The organism is Clostridium thermobutyricum DSM 4928, assembly GCF_002050515.1.
GTDB classification, from domain to species: Bacteria; Bacillota; Clostridia; order Clostridiales; family Clostridiaceae; genus Clostridium; species Clostridium thermobutyricum.
The window spans coordinates 60056-79911 of the sequence record NZ_LTAY01000019.1 but is presented as its reverse complement, the minus strand read 5'-3'; the positions used below and the strand labels follow the sequence as shown (position 1 = coordinate 79911).

19 protein-coding genes and 1 riboswitch are annotated in these 19856 nt (G+C 24.6%); of the genes, 1 reads left to right on the top strand and 18 read right to left on the bottom strand.

Features of this window, described 5'->3' with window-relative positions; genetic code table 11:
* Positions 1–277: 277 nt before the first annotated feature.
* The 5 genes from CLTHE_RS01935 to udp form a co-directional block, all read right to left on the bottom strand.
* A complete protein-coding gene (locus CLTHE_RS01935; RefSeq protein ID WP_080021752.1) occupies positions 278–478 on the bottom strand; it encodes a hypothetical protein in 201 nt (66 codons plus the stop codon).
* The gene (locus tag CLTHE_RS01930; protein WP_080021751.1) at positions 468–1097 is read right to left on the bottom strand and encodes a hypothetical protein; all 630 of its coding nucleotides are present in this window, start codon (positions 1095–1097) and stop codon (positions 468–470) included. Before CLTHE_RS01930 ends, CLTHE_RS01935 begins: the two co-directional genes overlap by 11 nt.
* Positions 1098–1239: 142 nt before the next feature.
* Positions 1240–1395: a zinc-ribbon domain-containing protein gene (locus CLTHE_RS01925; protein WP_002597213.1), complete on the bottom strand. Its 156-nt coding sequence runs from the start codon at positions 1393–1395 to the stop codon at positions 1240–1242.
* 268 nt (positions 1396–1663) lie between these two features.
* Positions 1664–2854, bottom strand: coding sequence for a phosphopentomutase (gene deoB / locus CLTHE_RS01920; RefSeq protein ID WP_080021750.1), 1191 nt, complete (start codon positions 2852–2854; stop codon positions 1664–1666).
* A gap of 29 nt (positions 2855–2883) precedes the next feature.
* The gene (udp, locus tag CLTHE_RS01915) at positions 2884–3672 is read right to left on the bottom strand and encodes a uridine phosphorylase (RefSeq protein ID WP_080021749.1); all 789 of its coding nucleotides are present in this window, start codon (positions 3670–3672) and stop codon (positions 2884–2886) included.
* Between the two features lie 217 nt (positions 3673–3889).
* Here udp and CLTHE_RS01910 point away from each other — a divergent pair, with 217 nt between their 5' ends.
* On the top strand, positions 3890–4624 hold the full coding sequence (locus CLTHE_RS01910) for a GntR family transcriptional regulator (protein ID WP_080021748.1): 735 nt from the start codon (positions 3890–3892) through the stop codon (positions 4622–4624).
* 39 nt (positions 4625–4663) lie between these two features.
* Here the strand turns inward: CLTHE_RS01910 and CLTHE_RS01905 are convergent, their stop codons facing one another.
* From CLTHE_RS01905 to CLTHE_RS01845, 13 genes are all read right to left on the bottom strand, one after another.
* Positions 4664–5356, bottom strand: coding sequence for a hypothetical protein (locus CLTHE_RS01905; RefSeq protein WP_080021747.1), 693 nt, complete (start codon positions 5354–5356; stop codon positions 4664–4666).
* 248 nt (positions 5357–5604) lie between these two features.
* Positions 5605–5687, bottom strand: a riboswitch (cyclic di-GMP riboswitch).
* Between the two features lie 287 nt (positions 5688–5974).
* Positions 5975–6940, bottom strand: a complete 966-nt coding sequence (locus CLTHE_RS01900; protein ID WP_080021746.1) for an SseB family protein — start codon at positions 6938–6940, stop codon at positions 5975–5977.
* Positions 6941–7033: 93 nt separating this feature from the next.
* A complete protein-coding gene (locus CLTHE_RS01895) occupies positions 7034–7363 on the bottom strand; it encodes a YbjQ family protein (protein ID WP_080021745.1) in 330 nt (109 codons plus the stop codon).
* 24 nt (positions 7364–7387) lie between these two features.
* Entirely contained in the window at positions 7388–8065 is a 678-nt protein-coding gene (locus CLTHE_RS01890) for a response regulator (RefSeq protein WP_080021744.1), read from the bottom strand.
* Positions 8066–8068: 3 nt separating this feature from the next.
* Positions 8069–9604 (bottom strand): ATP-binding protein, encoded by a 1536-nt coding sequence (locus CLTHE_RS01885; protein ID WP_080021743.1) that lies wholly within the window; start codon positions 9602–9604, stop codon positions 8069–8071.
* Positions 9605–9703: 99 nt separating this feature from the next.
* Positions 9704–10702, bottom strand: a complete 999-nt coding sequence (locus CLTHE_RS01880) for a 2-hydroxyacid dehydrogenase (RefSeq protein ID WP_080021742.1) — start codon at positions 10700–10702, stop codon at positions 9704–9706.
* 32 nt (positions 10703–10734) lie between these two features.
* Positions 10735–11793, bottom strand: coding sequence for an AEC family transporter (locus CLTHE_RS01875; protein WP_080021741.1), 1059 nt, complete (start codon positions 11791–11793; stop codon positions 10735–10737).
* Between the two features lie 213 nt (positions 11794–12006).
* On the bottom strand, positions 12007–12699 hold the full coding sequence (locus tag CLTHE_RS01870) for a hypothetical protein (RefSeq protein ID WP_080021740.1): 693 nt from the start codon (positions 12697–12699) through the stop codon (positions 12007–12009).
* Positions 12700–12919: 220 nt separating this feature from the next.
* Complete coding sequence (locus CLTHE_RS01865) at positions 12920–15139, bottom strand: glycosyltransferase family 2 protein (RefSeq protein ID WP_080021739.1); 2220 nt, start codon at positions 15137–15139, stop codon at positions 12920–12922.
* A gap of 17 nt (positions 15140–15156) precedes the next feature.
* Positions 15157–16764 (bottom strand): CotH kinase family protein, encoded by a 1608-nt coding sequence (locus CLTHE_RS01860; protein WP_080021738.1) that lies wholly within the window; start codon positions 16762–16764, stop codon positions 15157–15159.
* Positions 16761–17441, bottom strand: a complete 681-nt coding sequence (locus tag CLTHE_RS01855) for a DUF4956 domain-containing protein (RefSeq protein ID WP_080021737.1) — start codon at positions 17439–17441, stop codon at positions 16761–16763. The genes CLTHE_RS01860 and CLTHE_RS01855 overlap by 4 nt, the downstream gene beginning before the upstream one ends.
* A gap of 12 nt (positions 17442–17453) precedes the next feature.
* On the bottom strand, positions 17454–18155 hold the full coding sequence (locus tag CLTHE_RS01850; protein WP_080021736.1) for a polyphosphate polymerase domain-containing protein: 702 nt from the start codon (positions 18153–18155) through the stop codon (positions 17454–17456).
* 165 nt (positions 18156–18320) lie between these two features.
* On the bottom strand, positions 18321–19712 hold the full coding sequence (locus CLTHE_RS01845) for a glycoside hydrolase family 1 protein (protein WP_080021735.1): 1392 nt from the start codon (positions 19710–19712) through the stop codon (positions 18321–18323).
* Between the last annotated feature and the right edge of the window lie 144 nt (positions 19713–19856).

Sequence of the window (19856 nt, the reverse complement as noted above, 5' to 3'; positions counted from 1 at the left end):
AAATTATATGATTATTTATATATAGTTAAACTTTGGAATGCTTCTTGGAGTTTAAAAAAATCTTTAATAGCAAAATCAGATTATGATTATAAATTAGGAGGAAACTTAATTTTAGATAGTATAATATCTTATTCTCCCTCATAGGATGTTACACTTCTTTTAAGTTTCCTCCTTTTATATTTTTATTTAATTTATTCAGTAATTTTTTTAATCTTTATATTAATTCTTTTAAAATTAAAAGTTCTAGTTATTTTAAAGTTTATGTATATTAAAATTTCTATTCTTCTATATATAAATTATCTTCTAATATTTTGTTTACTAGAATTCCTATATTTACTTCTCTAGTATCCATATAGACATCTATAATTCTGTCTGCTAAAGTTACTTCAACATATTCTATATGTGTTCCATCCTCTTCTATATAATTTATTACATCATATGTTATTATCTCTTCTTTTAATTTCTTTTTAGTTATCATATTTTCCTCCAATGTTCTTTTGATTATCTTCATATCTAACTACTTTAAACTTCCCGTCTTTTTCTAAAATCTTTATTTTTAATAAAGATACTAATTTCTCAAGACTTCTTATACTATTTATATACTTAATATTTTTTCTATCTGCAACTTTTTGTATCATTTTTATTATTTCTTCTTTATCATCTCTTTTTATTATAGTAGTTCTATTTATTATTTCTTTATTTATATATGTTAATGTAGTCCATATTTGCTCATCTGTTATCTTATTTATGTCCATTAAAACCCAAGTGAAATCTTTTCTTCTCTCTCCTTTTGGATAAGCCTTCTTAAAAAATTTAATAAATTTATTTTCTTCTTTAGGGTCTTTATTTTTAACTTTTTTTCCAAGCATACTTTTTAAAGCATTCTTTAAATACATTTTTGTATTCGGTTTTACTTCTAAATTTTCAATACTATTATAAATCAGATTATAAGTTTCCTGTGCTTTTTCTTCTAAAACTTCTTCATTTTTAAGAATTTTACTTAGTTCTATATATTCTAAAATATTTTTCTTTGTATTTAATTGTTTTCCATAACTCTCTCTTAAAAGTTCTTCTGCACTTAGTTTATTTATATCCATATCTTTTCTCCAATTTCAAATAATTTTTATTATATTATACACTATTATATTACCTTATTTTATTTATTTTTAATATAAAAAAACGGATTCAAACTGAATCCGTTAAACTTCTTAATAATATAAAATTATATATAAATCTTAATTATCTTCTATTGTTTTGTTGTTTTCTTGCTCTTCTGCAATCAGCACATCTAACTGGGTCATTATCGAATCCTTTTTCTTTGTAGAATTCTTGTTCTCCTACTGTAAATACGAATTCACTTCCACAATCTTTACATACTATAGTCTTATCTGTCATAATATATTCCTCCTAAATTTAAAGATTTTAATTTTGATGATAAATCCTTTTTTTAAAAGAAATATATTCCAAAACAATCTTCATTTTTCTGTGCCTTATTGGCTACTATTTTAGTATAACACTTTTTTTATAAATACGCAAGTTTTTTTTAAAATTAATAATTTTATATATTATTTTTTAATTTTTTTCAATATAAATTATATTTTTAATTTTAAAATATAAAAGAGTCTTAAAGTTTTAAGACTCTCTTTATATTAAAAAATTTTTTCTATTTAAGTTTTTCAAGAATTGATGAACCTATAGTTCCTTCTGGCATTTCTAATCCAAAGTTATCAGCTATAGTAGCTCCTATAGTTGCAAATGTAGGAACAGTTTCTAAAATTCCATTTTCTTTCATTGATGGTGAATAAGCTAAGAATGGTACATGTTCTCTTGTATGATCTGTTCCTGTATAAGTTGGATCATTTCCATGATCTGCAGTTATTATAACTAGATCATCTTCTCTCATTCCTTTTAAGAATTCTCCAAGCTTAACATCAAATTTCTCTAGTTCTTCAGCATATCCTTGTGGATTTCTTCTATGTCCCCAAAGAGCATCAAAATCAACTAGGTTAACAAAACATAATCCTTCAAAATCTCTATCTTGAATTTCTATAGTTTGTTCCATTCCATGTACAGAGCTTTTTGAACTATTTCCTTCTGTTATACCTTCTCCGTCAAATATATCTTTTATTTTACCAACTGAAATAACTTGGTATCCATTATCTTTTAAAACATTTAATGCTGTTCTTCCATAAGGTTTTAAAGCATAGTCATGTCTATTACTTGTTCTTTTAAATTCGCCTTTTCTTTCACCAACATATGGTCTTGCAATTATTCTTCCTACCATCCATTCTGGTTTAAGAGTTAATTCTCTTGCAATTTTACAGCATCTATATAATTCTTCCAATCCAAAAGTTTCTTCATGTCCGCAAATTTGAAGAACTGAATCTGCTGAAGTATAAACTATCATATCTCCAGTTTTCATTTGATGTTCTCCAAGTTCATCTAAAATAGCTGTTCCACTTGCACTTTTATTTCCTACTATTTTATGACCTGTTCTTTTTTCTAATTCATCTAAAAGTTCTTTAGGGAAACCTGTATCAGTAAATGTTTGGAATGGTGTAGTAATATGTAACCCCATCATTTCCCAATGACCAGTCATTGTATCTTTTCCAGTACTTGCTTCTTTCATTTTCATTTGATATCCTAATGGTTTTTCAACTGCATCAACATGCTTTATCTTGTGTAAGTTAGCTAATCCTAATTTTTGTAAATTTGGGATGTTAAAGCTATCTACTGATTCTGCAATATGTCCTAATGTATCAACATTTACATCTCCATATTGTTTTGCATCTTCTAGCTCTCCAATTCCTAGTGAGTCTATTACTATAGTGAATATTCTTTTATATTTACTCATCATATTCCCCTCCAAATCTTTTGTAAAATTTATTTTTGTTTATTTTCTTTTTCTTTATCTTCTTTAATTAAATTTCTAATACCTTCTATTACAACTTTAATTGCACTTTCAGTATCATGTACTATTGGATTGTCAAGTCCAGCTTTTTGTCTTTCTTGATTACCTACAACTAAGAATGCAGCTCCAACTCTTACTCTTAAGTAACTTCCTACTATAAATAATGCTGCACCTTCCATTTCTGAAGCTAAACATCCACATCTTATCCATGCATTCCATTTATTTTCTAATTCATAATTTACTGGTTTAGTTTCTGGTGAATGTTGTCCATAGAATGAATCTTTTGATTGAGCAACACCTACATGATAAGTTTCATTTAAATTTTCTGCTGCTTTTACTAATGCATTTACTATTTGTAAGTTTGCAACAGCTGGATATTCTATAGGTGCATATTCCCTTGAAGTTCCTTCAGCTCTTATAGATCCTGTAGCAACTACAATATCTCCACCTTTAACTTCCATTTGCATTCCACCACAAGTTCCAACTCTTATAAATGTATCAGCTCCACAATTAACTAATTCTTCTAAAGCAATAGCAGCTGAAGGTCCTCCAATTCCTGTAGATGTAACACTTACTTTAACTCCATCTAAATATCCTGTATAAGTAACATATTCTCTATTATCTGCAACTAGTTCTGCATTATCAAAATATTTTGCAATTTTAGCACATCTTTTTGGATCTCCTGGAAGTATTACATATCTTCCAACTTCTCCTTTCGCTACGTCTATATGATATTCTTTCGCCCCTTCTGAATAAATCATTTCATTACCTCCTAAAATATAATAAAACAACTTTAGAACTTGTCTACTAAGTTGTTTATTTTTAATTTATTATAACATTTTTTGTCCAAACTAGCAATCGTTTTCAGATATTTTTTATATTTTTATTGTTTTATGTGTTACCAATAGATTATAATCAACTTATAGAATTATAATAAAACTGGTATATAACTTGTTTATTTTAGAAAGGTGAATATAAATGGATAGTATAAATTTAATTACAGATAAAAAAGAACCTAGATACGTTGTAGTATATGATAAACTTTTCAAAATGATAAACGAAAAAGCTTTTCCTGAAAATAGCCGTCTTCCATCTGAACCAAAATTAGCTGAAATGTTAGGTGTAAGTAGGACTACTTTAAGACAAGCCCTTTCTTTATTAATAGACGATGGATTAGTTAAAAACATTCATGGAAAGGGGAATTATATTATAAGAAAAGAATCTAAAAAATCTAATGGATTAGAAAAAGTAGGTAATCCTACATATAAATGTATAGATTTATCTATTGATTCTGTTGAATTAGAACTTAGAATAGAACCTCCATCAGATTACTACTTAAATATACTTGGACAAAAAACAGTAGCCGTAGTTTGTGTAGACAGATGGTATAAATCAAAAGAAGAGTATATATCTTATACTTTCACTATAATTCCTATAGAAACAATTTCAGATTTTAATCTTGATTTAAATAATAAAGATGAAATTTTAGAATTTTTAGAAACAAAAATTTATATGGATTGTTCATTTACTAATACTAGAATTAAGTTTTCAACTTCTGGAAATTTTACTGCTAATAATCATCCTATAACTTGTGATAAAAAATTTTATTTAATAGAAGAAGGTATATTTAAACATAAAGAATTTCCAATAGTTTTTAATAAAGTTTATTTACCATTTCAACATTCATCTTTAAACTTAACTCAAATAAAATAAAAATCAGTTTAATATTAATATTAAACTGATTTTTTTAATTTAACCTAAAGCTCTTTTACACCTTTTTCTCTTATTTTTAAGATGTAAGCTTATTATAATGCCTAAAATAATAAATATAATTATTATCGAAATAAATATAAGCTTCCATATAGTAGTAACTTTATATGTAAGTGTCATAATAGTAGTATCATTTAATTGCCCTAGTTTATAATTCCACTTAACTTCATTTGGACTAACATGCTCAGTAGCATTAGTACTGATTAGTTCTCCTGGAAACATTATTGTATTACTATATGGAATATTATCTATGTAATTTCTTTGAGATTTTTCATTATATTTATTTCTCAAATTAAAAATATTTTTACTGATAGTTATAGAAATATCATAAATGGATTCATAAAAATAATCTTTCTTTACAACTTTATAATCTAAAACTTTATAAATATTTTCATCCCCTACTAACTTGCCTGAATTATCAAAATTAATAGTTATTTCTTCAACATTCAATCCATTGCTAGTATATTTATTTATATCCACATTATTCATTTTTATATTTTTTTCTATAAGTGAATTATTAATTTGATTCTTAATTTCATCATCATATATAGCTTTTAAAATAAATTTTGCTTCCCCTTTTTCATTTATATTTGTTCTAGTTGACACATTTATTTTCCCGCATCCAATAAAGCAAAATGATAATATAATACTTAAAATAAGAAAACATTTTTTCATTGAAACTCCTCCTAGCTTTATACTAGTAGTTTTTTCAATTATTTCTTATTTATACATAAATTTCTTATAAAACGGGGAAGGCCTACAGATTCTCTGTAGACCTTTGGTATATGGGGTATAATTTAAATCGACTAATTTTTACCCTTTATATTCTAACCACAAAAAAGCTACCCTCCATAGAGTAACTTTCAACATAAACGTATAATAATCCTGTTTAATACATTTATTTACAAAAAGTAATAATACTCTTTGGCAACTGGCTGACATAGTAAAAACTTTAGTCCCTATAGTTTTGCGTCCTTAGATTTCTCTAAATTTGCCTATTTCTTTCTTCTCCTAAATATTACCATAGTTTAATATTTTCATCAATACTTTTTTTTAATTTTTTACTATTAATTTTTATTTTTTTATTTTAATAGGATTAGAATAAATTAATATAAATATTTCCTCTTTAAAATATTTATATTAATCATTTTATATTTTTATAGCTTTATTACTAATTATTTAATAAGTAAATAATTATATTGAATAATATTAAATATAAAATATAAAATAAAAAGTGGCAAAAGCCACTTTGTTATTAAGATTAATCTATTATTCTCTATTAAATTCTCTTTTTTAATTTTTTCTTTTTTTATAGTTTTCTATTATTTTTATATTTTGTTCAGTTAGCTCTACTTTTAATCCAAATGGATTTATATTTACACCTTTAACATCTTGTACCATATTTACTAATGTATCATAATTTAAAACGCTTCCATTCCACTTTTCTTTATCATAAAATTTTTTGAACTCAACCCAATCAGTAAATGCTGGAATCCATAAAGCTCCTTTAGAATCTTCTAAAATTGCAAAATTAACTTTAGTATCTTCTTTTAATTCTACTTTTCCAACCTCTATATTATTTTCTTCAAATTTCATAGGCACTAAATATTCCCCTTTAGAGATTTCTTCCATCATTTTTTCCTCTAAAATTCTTATAACTCGTCCTTTACCTTCATAATTAGCTTTTAAATTAATTTCTTGGAAAAACTTCATCATAGAATAATTAAGTTCTGGATTTGTTACTGGTATATTAATCTTTTCTACTCCATCATAATTTATAGGCTTTAATATACTATCTGTTTTTATATCTACAGTATATTGTCCATTATCAATTACAGCAGCTTTTATACCTAATCTATGAAATTCTGCAAATTCATTTAAAACATCATATTTTTCTAATTTTTTTATTTTAAGTTCTAATCCATTTTGCATAAAATAATCTTTTGCATTTTCTGCATATTCTTCTTTAGAAAAAATCCAACTTCTTTTATCATAATCCACATGTGGATATCTTGTATAAACATTATAAGCTATATATAGTTCTTCTGATTCTCTAATATTATCAATTATCCCTTCGAAAAATAGCTTTAATTTATTATCTAAATCAATATCAGTAAATTTATTTTCTTTTTTAAAATCTTGAGTAGTAAATATTAAATAAATTATTTCTTGTATTTCTAATTCTTTTAAGCTATTTAAAGTTATATCTTCATTAAACAAATATTTTTTCTCTAATTCATCTTTTCTCTCATTATTCATAATAACAATCCCCCTTTTTTATATTATACCATTATTAACCACATTTACTATAAATAAAACTCAGTTAAATTCTATTTAACTGAGTTTTATTTATTATTTCTTTTCTAATTTTACAGCAGTTCCATAACATAAAATTTCTGATAATCCTTGCCCTAATTCATTTGATTCATATCTTACTCCTATTATGCCATCTGCCCCCATTTCTTCTCCGTGTTTTATCATATCTTCAAATGCAAGCTCTCTTGACTCTTCACATAACTTTCTATATATAGTTATATTTCCTCCAACAAGAGTTTGAAGAGATGCGCCTAAATTTCCAACTATACTTCTTGATCTAACATTTATTCCTCTACATAGCCCTAAACTTTCTGTAACGTTATAACCTGGAATTTCAAAAATTGTAGAAACTAAATTTTTATTCATCTTCTGTTTTCCTCCCAAAAAAAATTATTTTAATTTATATTTTAATTCTGGTCTTCCTATATTTCCGCAAGTCATTTTAACTTCTAATTTATTTTCATTTTCTAAGTAATCCATATACTTCTTTATTGTTACATTACTTATTTTTATTTTTTCAGCTAACTCTCTTAAAGTCCAAATCTCATTTTTATTACTTTCTAAAAATTCTATTATTTTTTCTAGAGTTCTTTTATTTAATCCTTTAGGTAAATTATTTTCTTTTCCATTTAAATTATTGCTTTGATTTAAAATATAATCTAAATCTTCTTGGTTTAAGGATTTATCTTTTAAAAATATTTCTCTTTTCTTTTTATATTTTATTATTGAATCTTTAAATCTATCAAATTCAAATGGTTTAACTAAATAATCTACTATTCCTAATGAAAATGCCTTTTTTAATTCATCAACAGTATTTGCAGCAGTAACCATAATAACATCTGTTACTTTTCCATTTTCTCTTAAAGCTTTTAATATATCTAATCCATTTTCCTTAGGAAGAAAAACGTCCATTATTATTAAATCAATATTTTCTTTTTCTATAATATCAAAAATTTCATTTTTCGTTATTAAAGGTCCAAAAGTTTTTATCTCACCTATTTCTTCTAAATATTTTTTATTTATAAGTGCAACCATTGGATCATCTTCAACTATTAATACGTTTATCATTTATTATTCTCCTTTGCACATTGTTATTGTAAATATTTTTTTATCTTCGAACTCACTTATTTCTATCTCACCATTATAAAGCTCAACTCGGCTTTTAACTAAGTTAAGTCCTGTACCTCTTCCTTCTCCTTTAGATGATACTCCTGATTTAAATATCTTATCTCTAATTTCTTTTTTTATAGGTTTTCCATTATCAGAAACCTCTACTATTACTAAATTTTCATCCTCAAAAAGATTTACAAAAACTTCTGTAGACATTGCTTCAAAAGCATTTTCTATAAGATTACCTAAAATGGTTACTATATCATAAGAATTTATTATTCCATGCTTAGAATATAAAAATGCCTCTTCCTCAAGAACTAAATTAACTCTTCTCTCTTTAGCTACTAGTTCTCTACTTAAAAGTAATGCACGAACATAATAATCTCCTATATTAGAAAATTTGTTTGTATTATTCTCTTGAATTTCTTGAATTTTCATTATAAATTTTTTAGCTTCTTCATATTCTCCTATATGAATTAATCCTAATATAACATGCATATTATTTTTATATTCATGTACATTTGCTCTTAAATTTTTTATTATTTGGTCTACACCAGTTATTTCTTTTGCTATTTTATTTATATTATTATTATCAAAAAGAGTTATTACAGCTCCTAAATGATAGTTTCCCTGACTTATGTATTTAATTGATACAAAGACTCTTTTTCCTTGAATTATAAACTCTTTCATTTCAAAATCTTCTTTATTTTCTATGTATCTTTTTAGTTTTTCAATGAATTTTTTTTCATTAAAATTTTCTATTATTTTATAGCAACTATTATTTATTTCTGTTATGTTATTATCTTTATCTAATCCTATTATCCCCTCTTCTACAGAGTTTAATATTATATTTTTCTCATTATAAAGCTTAGCTATTTCATCTGGTTCCATATTTAAAATTTCTTTTTTAACTTTCTTTGCAAAGAATTTAGATATTATTATAGATATAGAAACTGCCCCTATAAATAACAGCAAATAATTAAGCTTAGTTTTATTATTCATAAGAGTTATTTGATCATAATATTTGCCTACCATAACAAAACCTACTTGTTTTCCATTTTTATATATTGGTTGGAACCATCTAAGAGTTTCTCCCATGGAACCTTCCATTATAGAAAAATAACTATCACCATGTTTTAAAACATTTGCTTTATCTTGCCCAATAAATACATCTCCAATTTGCTTTTGATCTAAATGCGAATATTTTATTCCTTTCATATCTGCAACAACTATTATATTTACATTTTTAATATCATGTATATATAATTTCGTTAAGTTTTGTATACTTCCATTAATTTTTCCCTCTGCTAATCTGTCTTGAACCATAGGATTCTGTGCAATGGAATTTCCTACATTTTGTAAAGTAACTTTTATTTCATCATTCATATCAGATAATTTTGATTTTATAAATATTCCATAGGAAAGAACTAATGGTATTAAAGTAATTACTACTGCCCAAATTATTATTTTTTTTTCAAAGTCTATTTTTCTTTTCATTTTCACCTCTATATTTTATAATAAAAATTTATTTTATAGACAAAGAAAGAGTACATTACAAGATATTCTCTCTTATAATATACTCTTTACTTATTATAATTACGCTATACTATTTTTACAAGTTCCCTTTTCTAAGTATTCTTGTAAGTTTTCATATGAAAATTCTATCATATTTGTTAAAGCTTCATCTGTATATGAACCCATGTGAGGAGTTATTAATACTCTTGGATAAAGACCTACTAACTTTTCGTATAAAGGATTTTCTAAAGTTTGTCCTTTTAAATCTTTAAAGAATACTCCTGATTCACCTTCTAATACGTCTGTTCCAAATCCACCTAATTTTCCTGATTCAATTCCTTTGATTATTGCTTCAATATCTTGAATCTCTCCTCTAGCTGTATTTATTAATATAGCTCCATCTTTCATTTTTCCTATAAACTCATCATTTATCATATGATAGTTTACACCTTTTATGTAAGGCATATGAACTGATATTATATCTGCTTCTCTTAAAACATCATCAAGTTCCATAAACTCTACAACTTTTTTTGCTTCTTCACTTTGGAATACATCATAAGCTATTACTCTTGCTCCTAATCCTTTAAAAAGCTTAGCTGTTGTAAGTCCTATTCTACCGGCTCCTAAAACTGCAACAGTACAATTTCTCACTTCTTTACTAAACATAAATGGATCTACAACAAAATTCTTTTCTCTTGTGTTATTAACTGTATAAGCTGTATGTCTTAATAACATCATAGCTAATGATAATGCTAATTCCCCTATAGCATTTGGAGAGTAACCTGGAACTCTAGCACATTTTAAATCTAAATCTTTAACTGCTTCTAAATCAACATGATCAAATCCTACAGTTCTAGTTAAAACATATTTTAATCCATTATTTTTTAATAATTCTAAATTTCTTCTTGTAGCTTTGCAATTTCCTCTAACCATTATTGCTTCTGCTCCAATTGCTTCTTGAACATTTTCATCATTTAATCCTAATGTTACTAACTTTATATCATAACCGAATTTCTTATTTATTTCTTTAAAATAAGGAACTTCTGTTTCTCTAACTCCATAACAAACTAATTTAATCATATGTTTTCCTCTCCTTGCCTAAATTTATTTAATTAAAATATATGCATATTGCTAATTATCTGTAATATTACTATCCAAATTGGCATTGCTATTACTGCAACTACTGTTGATAAAAGTGAACAGTTTGAAGTAAATAATGCTTCTCTGTCATAGCTTATTGCATAAGCTGCTGCAACTGTTGCAGTTGGAGTTGCCATCATTATTACTGTTGTTGCCATTGCTTCAAATGCAACTGGTAATATTCCTGTTTGATTTAATATTAATAATAAAACTATATTTATAACTGGTATTAATATAACTTTTATTAAACTATATCCCCAAGCATCTTTTTGAACTACTGCTTTCTTAAATGGAACTTCAGCTAAAGTTGCTCCAATTGATAACCATGCAAGTGGTGATGCTAATGCTTTTAAGTATGTAAGTGGTTTATAAAGCCATGGAAGAGTTTGGTCAATTCTTAAAAATCCGAAATGTTGAACTTTTCCTTTTACTACAACATTAACTTGTGGCATTGAATCTTGGAATAACCAAATTAATAAACCAATAAGTGTTGCTAATATAATTGGATTTAAGAAAACTTCTTTCATATTTTTCTTTAAGCTTTCTTTGTCCATTTTTGCTCCAGACATCTTTATAAATGCATATGAATATAAGAAAACTCTGTAAGCTATATTAAATATATTTGCATACATTGTTCCTACTGCACCATAAACTGCTGCTACAATTGGTGTTCCGAAGAAAGTTGTTGAACCGAATATTGTTAATACTCTATAAACGTCTTGCTTGTCTCCCTTTACTTTTATGTAAATTATTTTAGAAATTGGGATTAATATTATATAAATTACAAATCCCCAAATTAAAATATTTAGTCCTTGCTTAAGTTGATTACCATCAATGTTACTCATAAATGAAGTAAATGCTAATGCTGGTAATGAAACTGAAAGTACTACTTTTGTTAAAACTTTTGAAGCTAATGAATTGATAATTTCTTTTTTTCTTAAATAAAAACCTAGTGCTATAATTGCAATTGAAGAAAATATCGCTCCTAATATTGCTTGATCTGTTAATGTGCTTTTGATAATTTCTAGCATTAAAAGTCTCTCTCCTTTTGTATTTTTTTTAACATTCTTTTGTTGTATTAGTCCCCCTGACCACAATTCAATTCTACAAGCTTGTCTTTTATTTAACAATTTATTTAAGTTTTTAAATAGTTATTTAAGTTATTTAAGTGAATATTTTAAAAAAAGCCTTTTGACTAGCTAAGTTATTTCAAGTTCTCAGCTAGCCAAAAGGCTTTATTTTCGCTAATTCATTTTAATTAATGAAAAATATAATTCATTGTCAATTATTTCACCATTTCTTTGTTTTATATTAAGACAAACTTTGTTATTTATATATTCTTTTAATGGGTCTTCTATAAATGTTAAATCCTGAAGATTAAATTCATTTCTTAAATACAAAAATAAATCTAGCTCTTTAGCTTTATTTATATATGATAATCTTTTTAATATACTTAAAACCAAATTTCCTATTAGATTATCTTTTTCTCTTCCTAAAATTATAGTATCTATATTTAAACTAAAATCTAATTCTTCATTTTTTAATAGTCCAAATAAAATAAGGCTTATATCAATAACTCCGTCTTTTTCTAATCCTAAAATTTTTATTTTTTCGTTTAAAATAAAATATTCTTGCATTTTATTTTTAGATATAATTATACAATTATTCTTTATAAGCTTATTTTTTATATATTTATCTATAAAAGCATTATCTTCAAATAAAATTATATTTTTTTTAGTTGGTTTGATACTTAAATACTTAAAGATTTCTTCTATATAATCTACTTTTGATTTATCTAGATAGATTATTTCAATTTTAGAATTATCTATTTTATAATAATACTTTATAACCCCTTGTTCTAAACATTTAAAATTAACTTTTGAATTATTAAAAACAATACGTTCCTCTTTCAAAAAACTAAGAATTTTTATATCCATAATAAATCAACTTCCTTTTAAACTAAATTTTCCACTATAAAGTAAGCTGATAGAATTTTATTTCCCATAATTATCCTAAATATATATTATTAAAAATCTAAGAGTTTTACTTTTATTTTTTATATTTTATCCTTTTCTAAGGATTAAATTCGCTTTTTATATTTAATATAAATTATAACATATGGTTATAATTTAAAATTATTATATTATTAACTAAACTTTATTTTATCCAATTATTAATTTTTTCTTTTAGCTTTACTTCATCTCTTATATCTTCAAAATTAATTATTTTATATATAGAATTTTTATTTTTTATATTTTGAAGTTCACACTTTAAAATTAAATTATCATCTAAATCTAATTCTATATGATCTTTTATCGGTCCTTGTGAAATAGCTAAATATTCATAATTAAAATTTTCAATTTTAAAAGTATTACCTTCTATATCTTTTAAATATTTGTTTATACATATCCTTGGTAACTTTCTATTAGATAATTTATTCCTTTTTACTCTATTAAATATATTATTATAAACTTCTTTTATTGTATTAGATTTTATCTCCTTAGCTAAGGTTGGCTGTCTATCATATACTATACAATAATATTCTCTTTTATTTTCCTCTGTCATATTTGAAATTTTAATACTATATCTCCATAATTCGTTACATTTATCCACATGAACTATTTTTCCAAAAAGTTGTGCTTTATAATCATCATTATATACTACAACTTCTATATCTTTTTTATAAGGAATATAAAAAGGATATTCAAGTTCAATAGCCATTCCACCTTCTGATATATCTACAGTTTTCCCTTTTATAACTTCTTTATCTAAATTCAAATTAACGTCTAATTTAGCATAATATCTCTCTTGATCTCTGTAATTTACACGACCTAACATAAATGTTAATGCCATTAAAAGGAAATAACTATTTAAAACTAACCAATAGACTAAAACTATTGAGCCTAATGACTTGTGAATTATCATATCTTCTATACAATATATTAATCCAATTAATGTTCCTATTAATAAAATTATATGAGGAATGGCATATTTAAATTGTGTATTTTTATTATCAACTTTTTTCTTACTTGTAACATTGAACTTTTTCAATTTAAATCCTATTGTTTCAAGAAAAACAGGAATTATTAGATAAGGAAATATTATTGTATCTATAATATTACTCCACTTTTGGTTTCTTATATTATCAGATAAACTTCGTATAGTTATATTGTATAGCATATATGATGGAAGCCATATAAATAGTAATTCTTTTAATGTGCATTTCACTATTACTAATCCAAATACTGTATATAATATTGGAGATAATATATATATAAATCTTCTAAAAAATGTCCACCAATATAAAAAACATGTCATATAACTCAATTTCGATTTTATATTTAATTTACTCTTAAAAAATTTAAGACTTCTTATTGTTTGTATACATCCTCTAGCCCATCTTTGTCTTTGTTTTATCAAATTTTTAAAATCTATTGGAGCAAGTCCATTTGCTAAAGCTTTTTTTATAGCAAAACATGTATATCCTTTACTTTGTATCTGAATTCCTGTTGCAAAATCTTCTGTTATATTTCCTTCTACAATTCCACCAACTTCTTCTAATGCTTCTCTGGATATGACTGTATTAGATCCAGCATATATAGGAGTATTAGTTCTATTTCTTCCAACATTAACTTCTCTAAAAAAATAATCTTGCTCATTTGGAATATCTTTTTCCAAATATAAATTGTACTGAAAAAGATCAGCATTATAAAAACTTTGAGGAGTTTGTATAAATCCTATCTTATAATTATCATCTATTTCATCTTTATTTCTATATACCCACTGTCCATTTTCCTCTTTCATTTTAGGTAAAAAAAAGTAAGGAACTGTTTCCATTAAAAATTTTTTTCTTGGTATCATATCAGCATCAAATGTAACTATAAGAGGTGATCTAGTTTTACTTAAAGCATTATTTATATTTCCTGCTTTTGCAGTCTTATTATCAATTAATCCAAAATATCCAACATTAAATTCATTTGCTAATTCTTTCATCTCTTTTCTATTAGTATCATCACAAATATAAATATGAACTTTATTCTTATCTGGATAATCCATGTGTACACAGCCATTTACAACTTTATAAATTATATTTTTATCTTCACTATGAGTTGCTATAAATACATCTACATGTGGATAATCTTCTTTTTTTATAATAGGAAGTTTAGGTTCTTTTTTTTTGCTTAAACTTTTACAATGGGAAAATGCTTCAAAAAACCCAACTGCCTCTGAAACAACTAATAAAATCCCAACTATTAATGCTACTAGTCCATATTCAATTGGCAAAGTAAAAAATATACGCCATAATATATATATTCCAGCCGATATAGTTGCTAAAAAAAATAATATTTTTTCTTTTATTACTTTAATATTTCTCATAAAAATTCTCCATTAAATTACTCTCTTTGAACAATAATTATAGATAAAATGAAACCAATTATAAATACAATAGCTACAAGACTTCCAATTTTAACTGAATCATCTCTTCCTAATAATACACTTTTTAAGTCTTCCTCTTGTTCGTTCGTATCAAATTCTGAATATTGATAAAGTGAATCTAAATTTTCATCTAACCACTTTCCATGTTCTGATAAAGTAAATTTAACTTTATCTATTTCTTCTTTATAAGTTAAATATTTTTCATTATGGTCATATTTTTTATTTAATTTTTCATAAAAATATCCCCATTTATCTCTATCTCTTTTCTGAGCATTTCCAATATATTTAACAGTTTCATCTATATAATTATTTATATTTTCTTCAGATAAAATACCTTTCCTAAGCTCTTTATACCTATTAATTAATTTTTCAACAAAACTTGAATCTCTAAGTAATTGTCTAAACCATGGTGCATCATGCATTGCAGTAGAGTCAATTTTTAATTTTATTATTTTATAATTATCTATTGCCATATCAAAATCCCAAACTGGACCCATTTTAAGTTTTTCATTAACTTCTTTATATATATAAGAAGAATGATATCCAGAATCGTAATTTGCGAAAAATTCATTTATTATAAAATAATCTATAAAACTTTTTTCATCTATATATTCTTTATATTTTTCAAATTCTTTTTTATCATTTGAAAATAAACATTTTTCAAAATTATTTATATACTCTTCTATATAATTTTTAGTCCTATCTGTAATGTCATTTTTATTTGGATATTTAACTTCTAAATATCCTGTTGTTAATTTATTTTCTCTTCCATAATTATTTAAAATAACAGCCTTCTCATCAAATCTATCTCTTCTTAATAAAAAAGATGTCTCTTCAAATTTACTATCATATTTAGAAATATTTACTCTTTCCTCACTTCTTTTTATACTTTCCATAATAAGGTATACTCCATTATAAATATAGTTATTATCCTCTTTGAAGAAAACTTCACAGAATCTAATATTAGGACTATATTCCATAATTTCTCCTGCTATATTAAGAGCCATATAGTTTCTTATTAAAGATTGATCTGCTCCAGATATATTAAGTATCCATTCACTTTCTTTTCCCATTCCTAAAATTTCTCTTTTATTTTCTTTACCTTCTTCATCTAAGAGTTCAATCAAATATTGTTTTTTATCAAATCCACTAGACGTATTTCCTCTAATCTTTATTTTCATATTAGATTTAAAATTTTCTTTATCTGATAATTTATTTTCTTTCCCCTCTTCATAGATAATACTTACATCACCAAGCGTATATGGATCTACATCTTCTTCTACATATCTTTCTTCTTCTATACTCCACTTAATATAATTTTTTATTTCCTCCCCTTTTGTATCTATAACTACTATAGGCATATTAGTTGAAAATTTTTCTATGTCGATATTATCTGAATTTATTTTATTGTATTCATTATTACTTAAATGTGTATAATCTTTATGACTATGAATTCTATTTGATTTACTTGAGTTTTCTAATTCATTAAATACTACTCCAATAATAATAGATAAAATTGCTATTATTATACTTATCCATTTAGCAGGTATATTTCTTTTTATCATCTATTTATATCCTCATTTTGACAAACCAAATTAACAGATTCTACGCCTTCTATGGCATATAAACCATCATTTATTGTTTTATCATTATTTTTAGATTTATCTATCATCTTTTGAGTTAACTCATAAATATACTCTGTTCTTGTTTTACTAGTATTTTTAACTTTAATTTTTGATTGTCCACTGAAAAAAACTAACATTAATTTTTCTACTTCTTCTTCTATAGAATTATCTCCATGTATTATAAGTAAAAACCTTTCATTAGTTTTAATACATCCAAAAATAATTAAAAATCCAAATATTATACCACTACCTATAAATGCAACCACATATTCTGAAACTCCACAGCATATTCCACAAACTATGCACCAAAATATATATACTGTATCTCTAGAGTCTTTTATGGCTGTTCTAAATCTAACTATTGATAGAGCTCCAACCATCCCTAATGATAATGACAGATTATTTCCTATAACCTTCATAACCATAGTACACACTAAGACCAACATTACTAGTGATATATTGAATTTAGCACTATATACTGCTCTTGAATGTGAAAATTTATATGAAATATATATAATCATTCCTAAAATTAATGCAACAACAAAGCTTAAAATTATAACTGATAAGTCCTCTGGTTTATTTCCATCAGATAAATATTTTAAAATTGTACTTTTCATATTATCTCCCCCTTAATACATAGTATTTCTACAATTCCAATATTTACTTATAGCAATTTCATCAGAATCTACTAAACAAAGTAGATCTTTTATATAACTAAATAAAAAATTATTGTATTTTACCTCTAAAACAGTTGAATCTAATATATTATTCAAATTTAAATTATCTGAAAATATATCAAATGACTCTTCTGTTCCTCTTATATTCTCGTCAATAGTTATTCTTATATTGTTTTCTAAAAGTATATAAGCATTTCTCTTATACTCAATAATGCATTTAGGTCTATAACATTCTAAAGACATAATTGCATATAATTCTTTAGCTAAATCATTATCATACTCTTTTAAAACTTCATATCTCCCTTTTATGAGACTTTCTCCTACCTCTTTACTTATCAATAATGACCTTTTACATTGAAGGTCTCCTTTTTTTTCTTTTATCTCTAATTTTATAGTTTCAGTATCTAAATTATATGTCCTTATTCTTATTTTTCTTCTGTTTTCTAAGCCATTTTCTTTATCTAAAAAATCATTATTATAAATAGTATCAAAATATAAAGATCTTATTATATATCCCCCATTACAATTAAATTTGTCTTCTTTTAAAATATTAGGCAATAAGTTTTTTAATCTAAATGCTTTATCAACATCTATATAATATTTTTTTTCATTTCTAACTACTTTTAACTCTTTTATTTTCTTCACCCCTTCCATATAAAAATAAAATTTAAAACTTAATCTATATATATTATTATCAATCGTATTAAATATTCTTTTATTTTTAAATTAATATTTATATTTAAGCAATCTATTATTTTTATACTAAAAAAATTAAAGACTTTAAGATATAACTCTTAAAGTCTTTATACATGTCTATATTTAAAATCCATTATTTTTAGAAACTTCACAAATCCATTTTCCTGATTTTTTTATAGTCTTCTTTTGAGTTTCTAAATCTAGTGATATAAATCCATATCTATTTTTATATGCATTGCACCAAGACCAACAATCTATTGGAGTCCATGAATGGAATCCAAAACAATTTGATCCTTCTTTTATTCCTTCATAAAGATATTCTAAATGTTCTTTAAAGAATTCTATTCTATAATCATCTTCAATTATTCCTTCTTCATTTACATATCTTTCTTCTCCCTCTACACCCATTCCATTTTCTGAAACAAACCAAGGTATATTATTATAATTTTCTTTTATATTTATTGCTATATCATACATACACTCAGGATAAATTTCCCATCCTCTATAAGGATTCATTCTTCTTCCTGGCATCTCATAATTTTCAAAATACTTATCTGGCATCCATCCTTCTTCATTATTAAATGGAATTTCTCTTATCTTAGTTCTTCTTGGTTGATAATAATTAACTCCTAAAAAGTCTATTGTATTATTTTTTATAATTTCCATTTCCTTTTCAGTAGCTTCCCATAAAACTTCGTCTTTTTCTAAAATATCAACTAATTCTTTTGGAAATTCTCCTTTTACAGCTGGATTTAAAAATGAATTATTAAAAAAGTTATCTGCAAATTTAGATGCTTCTACATCTTCTTTATTTTCTGGATCTCTTGGATAAGAAGGTGTTAGATTTAATATAATTCCAATTTTTCCATCTAAGTCTTGTCTTCTATATTCTTCAATAGCTTTTGCAGAAGCTAAATTTAAATTAAATAAAACTTGAACTGCTTTTTTTCCATCTACAATTTTGGGATAGTGAAATTTATATAAATATTGTCCTTCAACAACTACTATTGGTTCATTAAATGTAGTCCAATATTTAACTCTATCTCCAAAAAGTCTAAAAGCTGTTCCTGCAAACTTTTTAAATAATTCTACAACATGTTTTGATTCCCATCCTCCATATTTATCATAAAGTTCAACTGGAAGATCAAAATGATGTAAGTTCATTACTGGAATTATATTATTTTTTATACATTCATCTATTACTTCATTATAAAATCTTATTCCATCTTCATCAGGTTCACCAGTTTCAAAATCTTTTATAAGTCTTGTCCATTGTATTGAAGTCCTGAAAGAATTTAATCCTATCTCTTTTAGCATATTTAAATCTTCTTTATAACTATTATAAAAATTTGATGCTATGTTAGGCCCCACTTTATTAAAGAAAATTTCTGGTTCTATATCAAACCAATAATCGAAAACATTATCATGTATTTTATTAAATCTTCCTTCTGATTGTGGTCCTGAAGTTGCAGCTCCCCACCAAAATCCTTTTGGAAATTTATTTTTAATGATCATATTTTTTCTCCCCCAAACTTTTACTAATTTTCCCTTTTATACTTTAATTATATATTTTCTCAAAAGTTTGTCTATACTTTTATCTTTAATAAGTCGAGTAAATAAATCAAATAATTATAATATAAAATTATTTAAATCTACATA